The sequence below is a fragment of the Streptococcus entericus DSM 14446 genome (genome assembly GCF_000380025.1).
Lineage (GTDB): Bacteria > Bacillota > Bacilli > Lactobacillales > Streptococcaceae > Streptococcus > Streptococcus entericus.
The window spans coordinates 1-13587 of record NZ_KB904157.1 but is presented as its reverse complement, the minus strand read 5'-3'; the positions used below and the strand labels follow the sequence as shown (position 1 = coordinate 13587).

The following is a 13587-nucleotide window of genomic DNA, read 5'->3' as shown; positions in this document are numbered from 1 at the left end:
CAATCATGGATCTGTCCAACCCTCTGCTATATCTCTAAACAATGCCGATTATAGGGCTCGAACCTACGACCTACGCGTTACGAGTGCGTTGCTCTACCAACTGAGCTAAATCGGCTAACCTCTTTTATTTTACTACTTGTGAAAAAAATGTCAAGAGGTTTTTTATCTTTTATCTAGTTTACCGTCCTTGTCGCAAATGGTCATTAATTCGCTGGACTTTTTGCTTCTCAAGCGTGTAAATAATTCCCCAAATGACGAGGTAAATCACAACAAACTCTAAGAAAAACGACAGCAACATCGTCAGATTTGAGACATCAATCCAACCATTAAGACTCATCATCCCCAGAGCCAAAGCAAAAATTACCATAAAATGGATAAGTGTTTTGATTAAGGTCGGTCTACTATTATGGTTATCATCATAGATGAGAGCCGACAGTCCCATCAGTCCTGAGCCAAGCACCGTGACGAGAACCTGTTGCCAAGACTGATTGGGAATCTCCCAAAACCATAGGCTAAACATGTACCAAAACATGCCAATACCAACACCGTACATCCAACAATCAAGATATTTTTTCATGATTTTTCTCCTTATAATCCTAATTTTTTCTCAAGATATTTCAAATAGCGACGACTGACCGTTACTTTTGTCTTGCCAGTCAACACAGCAGTCATGTTCCCTGAAAACGAATGCTCCAGATACTGCAACTGCTTAATATTGATGAGCCCGTAGCGGGAAATCTGGAGCAAATCAGGGTGATGCACCCGCTCTTGAAAATGAATTAAGCGCTCCACCGTCCGATAACTCCCTTTTGTCGTCAGCACCTGCAGCTCTCCCCCATCCACTTCAACCGCGATCAGATCTGCCACTGAGACCAGCTGAACACGTTCAGCGGTCTTGATAGGAAAAAGCTCTGTGACCGACTGACCAAAGCCCTCTAGGTAGGCCATCACATCTTGTACTTCTTGGTCAAGCCTCGCTTTTCGGAGGATAACCTCCAACTCTGCCTGGCCATCACTGACTTCAAACGACCATTTCATGCGTATCCCTCCATTTTTTGATAGACGTCTTATCTACTCTTATTTTAGCAAAATCGCAGAGCTTTGTGACTGATTTTCTGCTCAGTGGTCAAATTTGCCTCTTGAGCGGTCACAAACAGCCGCTAGCGACCTGCAAGACGATTTTTCATAGCAAAAAGTTGAGTTTCCTCCCTAAAGTGTTTACAATAAAATCAGAACCTATCACATTTGAAAACGAAGGAAAACACACCGATGACCATGGATCAACTGCTCCAACAATTACCAGAAACAGCGCCTGTTTTACAAGCAACATTTGGCCTAGAACGCGAAAGTCTCCGTATTACGGATACAAGCCGTGTCGCCCAAACACCGCACCCTAGCCTATTAGGGTCCAGACAGTTCCATCCCTACATCCAGACCGACTATAGCGAAGCTCAGCTCGAATTGATTACACCCGTCGCGCAAACGACAGCAGAAGCGCGACGCTTCTTAGGTGCCATCACTGATGTTGCAGGACGCTCTATCGAACGAGACGAGTACCTCTGGCCTCTTTCCATGCCACCGCATATCAGTGAAGCTGACATTCAGATTGCTGCACTAGAGGACCAAACGGAGTACCAGTACCGGGTCGGTCTAGGCAAACGCTATGGCAAACTACTGCAATCCATGAGTGGCATACACTATAATGTTGAACTGGGGACGGACTTGACAGCGCAGCTCTTTGCCCTTAGCGGTTATGACAATCAAATTGCTTTTCGCAACGACCTCTACCTCAAATTAGCCCAAAATTTCCTGCGCTATCGCTGGTTTCTGATCTATCTGTACGGCGCTAGTCCTATAGCTGAGCGAGGATTTCTCAAGGACACGCTAAACAGTCCTGTCCGTTCTCTGAGAAATAGCTCACTCGGCTATGTCAACCACGAGGACATTCAGGTCTCTTTTGCTGATTTGACGACTTATGTGACGGATTTGGAGGCTTATGTTGCATCTGGACAACTCTCTGCCGAAAAAGAATTCTATGCCCCTGTTCGATTGCGTGGCAGCAAACACAACCGTGATTACCTCACAAAAGGGATTACTTACCTAGAATTTCGCTGCTTTGACCTCAATCCTTTTGACCCTCTAGGCATCAGTCAAGAGGCACTGGATACGGTACATCTTTTCATCCTAGCCCTTCTCTGGTTAGACCAGTCTACTTCAGTCGATAAAGACATCGCTGTTGCTAATGACTTAAATAATCGCATCGCACTGGCACACCCTCTGGAACCTTTGCCGGCTGAGGCTGACTATCACAGCATTCTAAGGGCAATGACCGAGGTGGTCACACATTTCCAACTGGATGATTATTACCACCAACTGATTCAGCAAGCTCAAGAAGCAATCAACAGCCCTCGCCTGACCCTATCAGGACAGCTAGTGTCTCACCTTGACGGCCTCTCTTTACAAGATTTCGGACAGCAACAGGGACAAACTTATAGGGCTTACTTCTGGTCCTCCCCTTATGCCCTCAAAGGCTATGAGTCAATGGAGCTATCTACCCAGTTGCTGTTATTTGATGCCATTCAAAAAGGACTTCATGTTGAAATTTTAGATGAAAACGACCAGTTTTTAAAACTTTGGCACAATGACCATGTCGAATACGTCAAAAATGGCAACATGACTTCTAAAGATAACTATATCGTTCCCCTAGCCATGGCCAATAAGACGGTCACCAAAAAAATCCTTGCAGATGCTGGCTTTCCTGTTCCTGCTGGTCAAGAATTTTCTAGTAAGTCAACTGCTCGTCGCTACTATGGGCAAATCGCAGAGCAAGCCATCGTCGTCAAACCAAAATCAACTAATTTTGGTCTGGGCATTAGTATTTTTCAGGACCCAGCCAGCCTAGACGACTATGACAAAGCACTCGATATTGCATTTGCAGAGGATAGTGATGTCCTTGTGGAAACTTTTATCCCAGGTACCGAGTACCGCTTCTTTGTCCTTGATGGCAAGTGCGAAGCAGTCCTTCTCCGAGTCGCCGCCAATGTCGTCGGAGATGGCACTCACACGATTGCACAGCTTATTGACCTTAAAAATCAAAATCCTCTAAGAGGCAGGGACCACCGCTCACCTCTAGAACTCATCACCCTAGGAGATATTGAGCGCCTGACCCTCCAACAACAGGGCTATACTCCGGATACCATCCTCCCTGAAGGCATCAAAGCTAACTTACGAGGAAATTCTAACATCTCAACCGGTGGTGACTCTATTGATGTTACCGAACAAATGCACGAGAGTTTTAAACAGTTGGCTGCTGACATGGCAACGGCGATTGGGGCCTGGGTCTGCGGGGTTGACTTGATTATCCCTGACCTCAGCAAAACAGCCAGTAAAGAAATACCAAATTGCACCTGTATCGAACTCAACTTCAATCCTTCCATGTATATGCACACCTACTGCCACGAAGGACCTGGTCAGCCTCTAACAGCTAAAATACTGGCAAACCTATTTCCCGAAATACACTAATGTAAAAATCCAGCAACAGTTGCTGGATTTTTATCGTTTTTAGGGGGTTTAAGGACAAAAATTGCGGTCAATCACTGTTAGTCGACTGACCAAAAAAGTTTATCAGGCGACATCTATCTGCTTATTTTTTGCCTTGTCGTTTATGCTCTTTGATGACTTTCAACGCACGTTTACGGGTTTTGATATTTGGACTTTTTAGCTTGCGATAGCAGCTGGCCAAATCAAGACGTTCTGCCATAGTGTTCCTCCTTTTTTTGACGTATTTCTAGTTTATCACAATTTAATTAATCAGTAAAGTATTTTGCAAAGTGCAAACCTGCCCAAAGGCAGGTTCTGTCCAATTCATCTTAACGACGAAGACCAAGTGATTGAATCAATTCGCGGTAACGGTTAACGTCTGTACGACGTAAGTAAGCCAAAAGGTTACGACGGTGACCGATTTTTTTCAACAACCCACGGTATGTAGCGTAGTCATGTTTGTGCTCTTTGATGTGGTTGTTCAAGTGGTTGATTTCCCAAGTCAAAACAGCAACTTGTACTTCAACTGAACCAGTGTCGCCTTCGTGGCGCGCATATTGAGCGATGATTTCATTTTTTTTCTCTTTTGAGATTGCCATTGTTTTTCTCCTTTTTTCTCCTCTATCCGAGTGCTGGGCTTGGCAGTCCCAGAACCAAGAAAGAGTTAGTTTCGTCCTTGGACTTCTTCATTTTATCAGCCTTTTTCACTTTTGTCAAATGGCAGAGCAAAATAACTGAATTGACCTTAAAAAACTAATAAATTATGGTAAAATAAACTAAAAGACACCCGACAAGGAGAAGCTATGACAACGATTGATGACTGGATTGAAGCCCTGGAACTTGTTCCTCATATTGAAGGCGGCTATTATCGGCAGATCTACAAATCAAAAGAATCTGCCAGGACAGATCGGGCACTTTACACCAGTATTTATTTCCTGTTAACGGCGGAAAGTCCGTCACATTTTCATCGCCTAACGGCAGATGAAATCTGGTATTTTCATGCTGGCGCACCTCTAACGATTCATATGATACACCCAGACGGAACCTACGAGGCAGTCAATTTAAGCGACAAGGTGCTAGATAATTGCCGCTTACAGTATTGTGTCCCAAAAGGCACTATCTTTGGTTCTATAGTAGAAGACGAGGGTGCCTTTGCGCTGGTCTCCTGCATGGTGGCTCCTGGTTTTGAGTATGAGGATTTTGAACTCTTTGACCGAGAGGACCTGTTAGTCAGTTACCCTGACCACGCTGACATCATCACCCGCTTAACTAAAGGAGACTGACAATGAAGAAAATCATCCTGACAGTACTGACCAGCTCACTTCTTGTACTCACGGCTTGTCAGTCAACACAAAAAACCAAGTGTTCCAACATCAGTCAGCTCATCAAAGCAGGCTAATAGTTCTAACTCCACATCAACCACCACCAGTTCAAGCTCCCAGACCGAAACATCAAGCCAAACGATAGCGGCATCCAGCTCTGCTATGGCAACACCAAAGCCCCAAGCTGAAAGCCAACCACCAGCACCGAGCAATGAAGAGCTTTATGCCACCACCCTCCACCTGGTGGCGACGGATAAGACAGCAGGGCTGGCAACACACTATGCTTTTGTTGATATTGATGGTAATGGGACAGCCGAGTTGCTGACGAGCCACTTCTTTAATGGACAGGTCTCACCAGCCGCCCTCTACTACCTGCAAAATGGGGTACCGATCTATCTTGCGCGGACTCATGTGGCAGGTGCAGGCGGTGGTCGAGAGGGTTTTGTCATCTACCAAGACGGCACTGTAGAATCCGTCTCTTGGCATTCGGCAAGCGGGCAAGGCACTGCTACCCTCTACCAGTTATCACCTGATAACAGCGGGCATTGGGTGATTGGGGAAGCGGACTTTGATATGCGAGCAAGCGGTGTAGCTGAACCTTATCAGTTTAACCAGGGTAGAGCAATTCTTGATATGGACAGTTTATCATGGACAGCCTTTTAAGCGCAGACAAAAAAGGCAAGCCTCACGCAAGACTTGCCCCTTCAACCAGCCTTAGGCTGGTTTTTTATTGCTTCTTAGGTAGAATAATATTAAGCAAGAGAGCCACCAAAGTGCCTGTTGAAATCCCTGAAGAGAAAATCATGCGAAAGGCTTCTGGCAGATTGTCCAAGATATTGGGACGTACCGTTACACCGATGCCTAAGGCAAAAGCAACTGAGATAATCAAGAGTTCTCGGTCACCCAACTCAACTTGTCCCAACGTTTTTAAGCCCTGGGCAGCCACTAAGCCAAACATGATAACCCCAACACCACCAAGCACAGGACTTGGCATGACTGAAATCAAAGCTGATAGTTTTGGAAATAGTCCAAGAACAGCCAAAATAGCTCCCGCAACAATCATGACGTGGCGACTGGCAACCTTGGTCAAGGTGATCAAGCCGACATTCTGAGAAAAGGCTGTGTTTGGTCCTGCTCCAAACACCCCTGAAATCATTGACCCAATGCCATCTGCCAAAACTCCAGACGAGATTTGCTCACTGCTCACTTTAGTCTGTGAGGCTTCACCAATCGCCATCACGACACCGACTGTACCGATACTTGACACGATATACGCTGGCACAAATGATAGGGTGGAAGCCAAGTCAAAGGTAAACCCATAGCGCAAGGGATTTGGTATTGCCAACCAAGACGCGGCTGAAACAGCTGATAAGTCAACCATTCCCAAAGGAATCGAGATGAGGTAGCCGAAAACCATGCCGACAAAAACTGCTGCTGTTTTCCACATGCCCTTGCCAAAGTGACTAAGAATCAGAGTGAACACCATGACCACAAAGGCAACCGCCAAATTCTTAACCGAGCCATAGTCCGCAGCGCCAAAACCTCCTGCAGCCCAATCAATGCTGACAGGTAACAAGGTCACACCGATTAACGAAACCACAATACCAATAATCAAAGGCGGGAAAAATCTCATCAACGGCTTAATAAAGCGGCTAAGAACAACCTCCGCAAGAGCTCCTGTGATAGTGGCTGCCACAATGCCCGCCACACCAAATTTAGCACCAACAGCAATGGATGGGTTAACAAAGGTAAAGTCAGTCCCCATCATATTGGCCACTCGAGAACCTAGAGGTCCAATCCCTTTGGATTGAAGAATCGTTGTCAACCCTGACGCAAAAACGGTAGCACTCACCATCAAGGCAGTCTCTTGAGCAGAAAAGTTCAAGGCGCTACCAATCACCAAAGGCACGGCAACGATACCTGCAAAAGCAGCCAAAATATGCTGCAAGGCCAATAAAATCGTTTCAGGCCAGGTCGGTCGATCATCGAGACCATAAAGCAAGGTAGTTGAATTTCTTGAAGAGTTTCTTGTCATTTTCGTTCTCTTTCTTTATTGATTAGAGCCTAATTTTAGCAAGAAAACAAGCCTTAATCAAGTTATTTCTTTAAAAAATATAAAAAAACAATTAAAAAGTTAACATTTGCTGTTTTTTAACCCCCTCTTCAAACTTTTCTTTGTTAGTCTTTTATGGTATAGTAATAGAAATGATTAGACAGGAAGTATCGCAATGACACCACAAGAAAACATTATTCGCGCCAGCCACTTGATTGACATGACTGATATTATCCGCGAAGGCAACCCTACCTTGAGGGCAACAGCCGAACCAGTTAGTCTCCCATTAAGTGATGAGGACATTATTTTGGGGGAGAAGATGTTGCAATTTCTTAAAAACTCTCAAGACCCGGTTATCAGTGAGAAAATGGGCTTGCGAGCTGGAGTTGGTCTAGCAGCGCCACAATTAGACATCTCTAAACGTATCATCGCAGCCCTCGTGCCAAATCCAGAAGATGCTGACGGCAACCCGCCTAAAGAAGCCTATGCCTTGGAAGTCATCATGTTCAACCCCAAAATCGTAGCCCACTCCGTTCAGAGAGCAGCCTTAGCAGACGGTGAAGGGTGCTTATCGGTTGATCGTCCCATTGAAGGTTATGTCCCACGACATGCCCGAGTAACCATCGATTACATTGATAAAAATGGGCAAAACCAACGTCTAAAACTCAGAGGATTTAACAGCATCGTCGTCCAACATGAAATTGACCACCTCAACGGCATCTTCTTCTACGACCGTATCAATAAGGCTAACCCATTTGAAGAGCCTGAGGACTTACTCTTGCTATAACAGTTGCCACCTTGGTAGCCATTCACTAAGATTTTTTCGTTAAGCTAGAATTAAGCTAACTTGTCTATACTATAGTCACTCCTAAAATTTTTTCTTTTTCATAACTCTCCTTGAAACGGGCAGGTCCAAAAACCTGCTCGTTTCTTTTGGGCTAAAAACAACAAAAAAAGAGCACAGGCTCTACCTCGCTTAGGGCTGCTGGATTCCTCCCCTGACCCGCTTCACGCAAGAACCTTGCTCCGATTCTATTATAGCATATTCTGAGTATTTGACAAGCTTTTTTCACTCTTCTTTCGTTCTCGTCCTTGACGAAAGAACTCCTGCATGATGGTTGCACACTCCTGCTCACAAACCCCGTGCTCGACCGTCACTCGATGATTGAGCCGCTCATCCGTCAAAATCTCATAGAGGCTACCTGCGGCACCAAACTTTGGGTTTTTCGCCCCATAGATAACCTGCGGGATACGGGCAAGCCCAATAGCTCCGCTACACATAACGCAAGGCTCGATGGTCACAAAGAGTGTACAGTCCAACAAACGCCAGTTTCCGACCGCCTGATTGGCCTCATTGATGGCCATGATTTCCGCATGCATGATGGCTTGGTTGAGTTCCTCGCGCGCATTGTGTCCTCGACCGATAACTTGACCATTCTTAACGATGACACAACCGATGGGAATTTCTGCCTTGGTGAGCGACTTTTCCGCTTCTAGGAGTGCCTCCCCCATAAAATAGGCTTTTTCCTCTGGACTGAAATCAATCATGTCAGATCTCCCAAATCCCAAACCTTATGAGGCTGGGCAAGTTCGACAGGAATCCTCTCTGCCCAGTGCTGGGCTTGTTGCCTGAGGGTTTCCAGATGGTTATCTGGTGAAATATGCGGCTCTGGAAACTGAGGCAGATGAGTCAGAATAAGTTTTTTCACGTTTGCTTCTTTGGCAATGAGACCTGCTTCCTTACTAGTCAGATGGGCAGGATGGTTTTCTTTGCCCTCATAAAAGTAAACATCAGCTAAAAAGAGGTCTGCTCCGCTAGCAAAGTCTGCTAAGCCATCAAAGTAACCTGTATCTCCTGTAAAGACCAGCACCTGTCCTGTTGCCTGCTCTGCTATTTTCATCGCATAACACGGAACAGGGTGAACGGTTTTCATCACCTTAATGGTGAATGAACCAATCGTGAAGGCTTGATTAGGGCCATAAGCAATCCCTTCGCTAACATCAGGAATGGTGAGTTTGGCAAACTCATGGGCGTCCTCGGTGTGACCATAGATAGGCAGAACACGAGGTGTCCACTGGTCTTTAGGGTAAAGCTGGCGATAATGGCGCAAGACGCCAAGATCCGCCACATGGTCTGGATGGTAGTGACTGATGATAACCGCATCAAGGTCAAGGGGAGACATGATTTTCTCCAGCTCGTTGAGGGCACGGCTACCGCAGTCGATAAGAAGGGTGAAGCCGTCCTCGCCTGTTAAGAGAAAGCTGGTTGTTCCTTGCTCTTGATAGGGGTAACCGCCCCAGCAACCCAGTGTCTGTAGTTTCATGATGAACTCCTTTGGTCTTTTCTTTATTATATCATAAAAACTCTTTCAGCTTTTTTGTAATCATTCAAGAAAAAGGAAAGCCCTGTTATTCTGCTGTCAATTACGCTATAATAGGCTTATCTTATCTTTTGGAGGATTATTATGTCACGTTACCTTTCAGGGCTGGTTTGGCTCATAATCACTACTCTTATCCCACTACTACTCTTAGTTTGTTATGCCTTGGGAGCAGGTGTTGCTGACTTGACACAGATTTTTGCTTTAACAACTGGCATATTTGCTTATGTTTGGCTTTTGGCAGCTCTATTTTTGGCAGGCAAGCCTAAATGGCTTGACGGTAGCAGCGCAGTGCTAGGGCAAGTTGCACTGGCTTTGGCAAGTTTGCCCCTATCCTTATCACATGCCCAGCTGAGTCCAGGTATCAGTTGGGGGAGTTTGTCCGGTCGTCTCGCGTTAATGCTCCTGCTGGCAATGGGTACCTATAGCCTGATGTTCTGGATTATACAGAACATGTCAAGTCCTTCCAAGGGGATGCCCTCTCGATTGATGCTCTGGTTCAATCGGTTAATTGCAGCAGCTGTTGGTCTTATCTTTGTCCATGTTCAGTTGATTGAGAGTGTCCGCCAGAATCTGCCATTTATGTTTGTCTTTTATCTGCTGACAATTACGGCATTCGGGAACTATCTCCTAAAACCTGCCCAACGTGATGAATCAACCATGCAACAAGCAAAGAAAGCATCACATTAAGAGTCTAGCAGTTAACTATTACACTATAAAATGACTTAGAGTAACGTTTGTTGATGACAATACTCTAAGTCATTTAGTCGTTTTAAGACAGTCTTCCCAGCCTCTTACCAGCTGAATAGCCCTGCCAATGGTGATTCTTTGACTGCTCAAACAGCCCCTTCAACTAATCGTTTGAGCAATGTGGAGGCGTAATTGTAGCACCACGACGGGTGACTAATCTTTGCCTCTCAAATCAGCACGACCATAACAGATAAACTGTAAAATGCTAGCACTTTACACAGACGAAGCCAAGCAATTAGAACAGTTAGGAGACATTGTTTTAAGACGGCTGTGTCACGTGCTTTACCACAAATCCATCCTCCGACTGGTCAACAAGAATATCTGCCTCTTCAAGCAGGTGCTGGTAGTAGGTCTCGTACTGCTGACGACGCGCCTGATGCGTTTGCAAAACAAATTCAGGAACTCGACCACGATGAGCCACATCCCGCGCCAAACGTCTAGCCAACTCTGTCTCGGGATCGGTATAGCAGGCGATAGACAGATCAAAGAGGGACTTGTCCAAAAAGGCAGAAGACATGCCCTCCACGATCAGAATCGGCTTGCTCCCAGTTAGGACCTGCTGCGGTGCCCAAGGAGAGCAGTCGATGGTCAGGATATCCATGCCCTTTTGTAGGGCTTGAATATCTCGCGTCAGGCTGGCTAATTCGTGAGAGACAGGCATAGAAGCGGTCACTTTCTGATGTGGTGCATCCGCAGGCCGAACCAGCTGTCGGAGCTGACCGTCAATGATATAGGCATCCGTTTCGATGAGGTTGACCTGCTCTGGGTCGAGGTAGGACAATAGCGCAGCTGCTAAGGTTGATTTGCCTGAAGCCCCGTGACCATAGATACGCACCGTATGCCGCTTGCCATCGCTGAGCTGCTCTGCGATGTTCTTAAAAAAATCTGATGACATCATAAGTTCCTCTCTATTTTTAATCGATAGCGTGTATAAACTCTGCTATGCCCCTAAAAATCTAAAAACCTAGAAATTCCGACCATTTGTGCCGTAGCCATAGCGCTCCATGAAGTCCTGACGGAATTCGAGCAGGTTGTCGTCCATGATGGCCTGACGGATCTTTTTCATCAAGTTAACCAAGAAATAAAGATTGTGGTAGCTGGTCAGGCGAATACCAAAGGTCTCGTCTGCCTTGAGCAGGTGGCGGATATAGGCACGAGTGTAATTTTGACACGTGTAGCAATCACAGTCGTGGTCAAGCGGTGTAAAGTCCTCAGCGAACTGGGCATTTTTGACCACCAGACGACCTTGGGAAGTCATACAGGTGCCGTTTCGGGCAATCCGTGTCGGCAAAACACAGTCAAACATATCCACCCCACGAATGACCCCATCAATCAAGCTGTCAGGCGCACCGACCCCCATGAGGTAACGCGGTTTGTTATCAGGAAGGAGCGGCACCGTAAAGTCCAGCACCGCATTCATCTCCTCGTGGGTCTCACCGACTGCTAGACCTCCGATGGAGTAGCCTGGGAAGTCCATGCTGACAAGGTCTGCAGCTGATTGGCGACGCAGGTCCTCAAAGCCCGCTCCTTGAACGATGCCAAAGAGCCCTTGGTCATGGGGACGACGGTGAGCTTTAAGCCCCCGCTCCGCCCAGCGACTGGTGCGTTCGATGGATTTTTTGACATAATCATAGGGCTGGTAAAACTGCGGACACTCGTCAAAACTCATCATGATGTCAGACCCAAGATTGTTCTGAATGGAAATGGCTTTTTCAGGCGACAGGAACATTTTTGAGCCGTTGAGGTGATTCTTGAAGGTCACGCCCTCTTCGGTGATGTTACGGCTGTCTGCGAGGGAATAGACTTGGAAGCCCCCACTATCGGTCAAAATCGCCTGATCCCAGTTCATGAACTTGTGAAGCCCCCCAGCCCGTGCAATCAGCTCATCACCCGGGCGAAGCCAGAGATGGTAGGTATTTGAGAGGATAATGCCTGACCCCATTTCCTTGAGCTCTTCAGGCGACTGGGTTTTAACCGTGGCTTGGGTGCCAACTGGCATAAACATAGGGGTCGGAAAGGTACCGTGCGGCGTGATAATTTCTCCGAGGCGGGCACCGGTGTGTTTTTCCGTCTTGATCAGACGGTATTTGATTGGGTAATCTGTCATAACTAAGATACCAAGTTCGACCAGAAAACGATAGAAAAACAGGAAACTGACAAGACTGGGACAAAAGTCTCCAACTTTCAAAGTTGACAAGGTATTACTTGCAATACGCAGTGGTTGAGTGGGCTCTAATACGCTGATGTCATCAGCTTTTATAGCCCTACTCAACTGTGCGGAGGTGGGACGACAAAATCGAACCCTTCGGGTTACCGATTTTTGTCCCACTCTCAGCAGTTTATCTTTTTTCCGAGTTTTCCGGACGGGTTCAATTCCTTTCTTTGTGCTGCCAGAAAAAACAGTTCTGGGCCTTAGTGTGCCAGCTGAGCTGACTTCTCCATTTTACCATAAATTATGCTATAATAGGAAGAACATAATAAAGGAGGACACTATGTCATCGTATGATATTCGCGAAAAAGCCCGTGAAACACTTAAACATCTCTCTACCAAATACCAGCTTTTTTGGTTACCTATTACCCTAAGCCTGTTTTTTATGTTTATCCAGCTCAGAGAAACAGCGACTGTTTACAGTGGTTATGCCCTAGCACAAACAGCCTATAGAGGCTCCTCTCTTTTCCCACAGTTAATCAGCTTTATTATCAGTTTAATGGGCTTAGCAACAACCTACACCATGGTTGAAGTGGTGAGACAAAAACGTGACGAGGTGAGCTATAAAGACAGCCTGAGAACCTTCTCAGGACGAATCTTCCTCCACTACCTCTTGCTCTATGTCGTTCGGCTCTTGCTGTTGTTGCCTTGGATCGTTCTTTGCATCGGTCCAGCAATCATTTTATTAGTCTATACGGGGCTAAATTCAGGACATATGAACTCGTTTTATGTTGCTCTCTCTTTTATTTGCTGGCTCATCGGGTTTGTCATGTTAATCATTAAGGCCTATGCCTACAGCCAAGCTGAACTGATTTTGCTTGACCGTATGGAAGACGGAAAAGATCTTGACCCCTTTGATATTTTTAAAGAAAGCAAGGAGCTGATGGTTGGCAAAAAATTTGACCTCTTTATTCTCCATCTCTCCTTTATCGGTTGGTATATCTTGACAGGGATTACTCTCGGATTGGCTCTTATCTATGTTTTGCCTTATATCACAACAGCTGATGCCATTTTTTATGACCAACTCAAAACGCCTGAACACTAAAGTAAACCCGCTCAATGGAGCGGGCTTTTTTCTACCATTTGTCAAGTCTATCAAGGTTTTAGAGAAAAAATAATTTTCATACAGTCATCAAAATAGGGAAGTGACCTTACTTTACACTAAAGATTTACATAAAAAGTGTATACAAAACCAACACCTTATTTTGTGATTTTTGAAATAAGGTGTTACAATAATATGGCATAAACAATTTTACTGATTTTGGGTTAAAGTGTAATCGTAAAGTTTGTTATGCATAATGAGGTAATACATTGTCCGAATGAGACGATGTATGG

At 45.7% G+C, this 13587-nt stretch carries 15 protein-coding genes, 1 tRNA gene and 1 other RNA gene; 6 read left to right on the top strand and 11 right to left on the bottom strand.

Annotated features, from left to right (window positions below; genetic code table 11):
- Positions 1-42: 42 nt before the first annotated feature.
- The 3 genes from A3GW_RS0102805 to A3GW_RS0102795 form a co-directional block, all read right to left on the bottom strand.
- A tRNA-Thr gene (locus A3GW_RS0102805) sits at positions 43-115 on the bottom strand.
- 63 nt (positions 116-178) lie between these two features.
- The gene (locus A3GW_RS0102800) at positions 179-577 is read right to left on the bottom strand and encodes a DUF3021 domain-containing protein (protein ID WP_018367806.1); all 399 of its coding nucleotides are present in this window, start codon (positions 575-577) and stop codon (positions 179-181) included.
- Positions 578-588: 11 nt separating this feature from the next.
- The gene (locus tag A3GW_RS0102795) at positions 589-1038 is read right to left on the bottom strand and encodes a LytTR family DNA-binding domain-containing protein (protein ID WP_018367805.1); all 450 of its coding nucleotides are present in this window, start codon (positions 1036-1038) and stop codon (positions 589-591) included.
- A 231-nt stretch (positions 1039-1269) separates the two neighbouring features.
- Here A3GW_RS0102795 and gshAB point away from each other — a divergent pair, with 231 nt between their 5' ends.
- Positions 1270-3522, top strand: coding sequence for a bifunctional glutamate--cysteine ligase GshA/glutathione synthetase GshB (gshAB, locus tag A3GW_RS0102790; protein ID WP_018367804.1), 2253 nt, complete (start codon positions 1270-1272; stop codon positions 3520-3522).
- A 121-nt stretch (positions 3523-3643) separates the two neighbouring features.
- Here the strand turns inward: gshAB and A3GW_RS11640 are convergent, their stop codons facing one another.
- Positions 3644-3760: a putative metal homeostasis protein gene (locus tag A3GW_RS11640; protein ID WP_018367803.1), complete on the bottom strand. Its 117-nt coding sequence runs from the start codon at positions 3758-3760 to the stop codon at positions 3644-3646.
- Between the two features lie 109 nt (positions 3761-3869).
- A complete protein-coding gene (gene rpsO / locus A3GW_RS0102780) occupies positions 3870-4139 on the bottom strand; it encodes a 30S ribosomal protein S15 (protein WP_018367802.1) in 270 nt (89 codons plus the stop codon).
- Positions 4140-4343: 204 nt separating this feature from the next.
- Here rpsO and A3GW_RS0102775 point away from each other — a divergent pair, with 204 nt between their 5' ends.
- Both A3GW_RS0102775 and A3GW_RS10710 read left to right on the top strand, forming a co-directional pair.
- Positions 4344-4823 carry a cupin domain-containing protein gene (locus A3GW_RS0102775; protein ID WP_018367801.1) on the top strand — a complete coding sequence of 160 codons (480 nt, stop codon included), beginning with the start codon at positions 4344-4346 and terminating at the stop codon, positions 4821-4823.
- 201 nt (positions 4824-5024) lie between these two features.
- Positions 5025-5525 carry a hypothetical protein gene (locus tag A3GW_RS10710; protein ID WP_051070792.1) on the top strand — a complete coding sequence of 167 codons (501 nt, stop codon included), beginning with the start codon at positions 5025-5027 and terminating at the stop codon, positions 5523-5525.
- Positions 5526-5589: 64 nt separating this feature from the next.
- Here the strand turns inward: A3GW_RS10710 and A3GW_RS0102765 are convergent, their stop codons facing one another.
- Complete coding sequence (locus A3GW_RS0102765) at positions 5590-6897, bottom strand: uracil-xanthine permease family protein (RefSeq protein ID WP_018367798.1); 1308 nt, start codon at positions 6895-6897, stop codon at positions 5590-5592.
- Between the two features lie 193 nt (positions 6898-7090).
- Between A3GW_RS0102765 and def the strand changes: the two genes are divergently transcribed.
- A complete protein-coding gene (def, locus tag A3GW_RS0102760; RefSeq protein ID WP_018367797.1) occupies positions 7091-7702 on the top strand; it encodes a peptide deformylase in 612 nt (203 codons plus the stop codon).
- A 155-nt stretch (positions 7703-7857) separates the two neighbouring features.
- Here def and ffs read toward each other — a convergent pair.
- From ffs to A3GW_RS0102750, 3 genes are all read right to left on the bottom strand, one after another.
- Positions 7858-7953, bottom strand: an RNA gene (gene ffs / locus A3GW_RS11375) — signal recognition particle sRNA small type.
- On the bottom strand, positions 7951-8463 hold the full coding sequence (tadA, locus tag A3GW_RS0102755) for a tRNA adenosine(34) deaminase TadA (RefSeq protein WP_018367796.1): 513 nt from the start codon (positions 8461-8463) through the stop codon (positions 7951-7953). Before tadA ends, ffs begins: the two co-directional genes overlap by 3 nt.
- The gene (locus tag A3GW_RS0102750) at positions 8460-9239 is read right to left on the bottom strand and encodes an MBL fold metallo-hydrolase (protein WP_018367795.1); all 780 of its coding nucleotides are present in this window, start codon (positions 9237-9239) and stop codon (positions 8460-8462) included. The genes tadA and A3GW_RS0102750 overlap by 4 nt, the downstream gene beginning before the upstream one ends.
- Before the next feature lie 141 nt (positions 9240-9380).
- Between A3GW_RS0102750 and A3GW_RS0102745 the strand changes: the two genes are divergently transcribed.
- Positions 9381-9983: a hypothetical protein gene (locus A3GW_RS0102745; RefSeq protein WP_018367794.1), complete on the top strand. Its 603-nt coding sequence runs from the start codon at positions 9381-9383 to the stop codon at positions 9981-9983.
- A 319-nt stretch (positions 9984-10302) separates the two neighbouring features.
- Here A3GW_RS0102745 and A3GW_RS0102740 read toward each other — a convergent pair whose 3' ends face one another.
- Together A3GW_RS0102740 and tgt are read right to left on the bottom strand one after the other, a co-directional pair.
- A complete protein-coding gene (locus A3GW_RS0102740) occupies positions 10303-10941 on the bottom strand; it encodes a uridine kinase family protein (protein ID WP_051070791.1) in 639 nt (212 codons plus the stop codon).
- A 66-nt stretch (positions 10942-11007) separates the two neighbouring features.
- Positions 11008-12150 carry a tRNA guanosine(34) transglycosylase Tgt gene (gene tgt, locus A3GW_RS0102735; RefSeq protein ID WP_026216554.1) on the bottom strand — a complete coding sequence of 381 codons (1143 nt, stop codon included), beginning with the start codon at positions 12148-12150 and terminating at the stop codon, positions 11008-11010.
- Positions 12151-12535: 385 nt separating this feature from the next.
- Here tgt and A3GW_RS0102730 point away from each other — a divergent pair, with 385 nt between their 5' ends.
- Positions 12536-13297, top strand: coding sequence for a DUF975 family protein (locus tag A3GW_RS0102730; protein ID WP_018367791.1), 762 nt, complete (start codon positions 12536-12538; stop codon positions 13295-13297).
- The last annotated feature ends 290 nt before the right edge of the window (positions 13298-13587 follow it).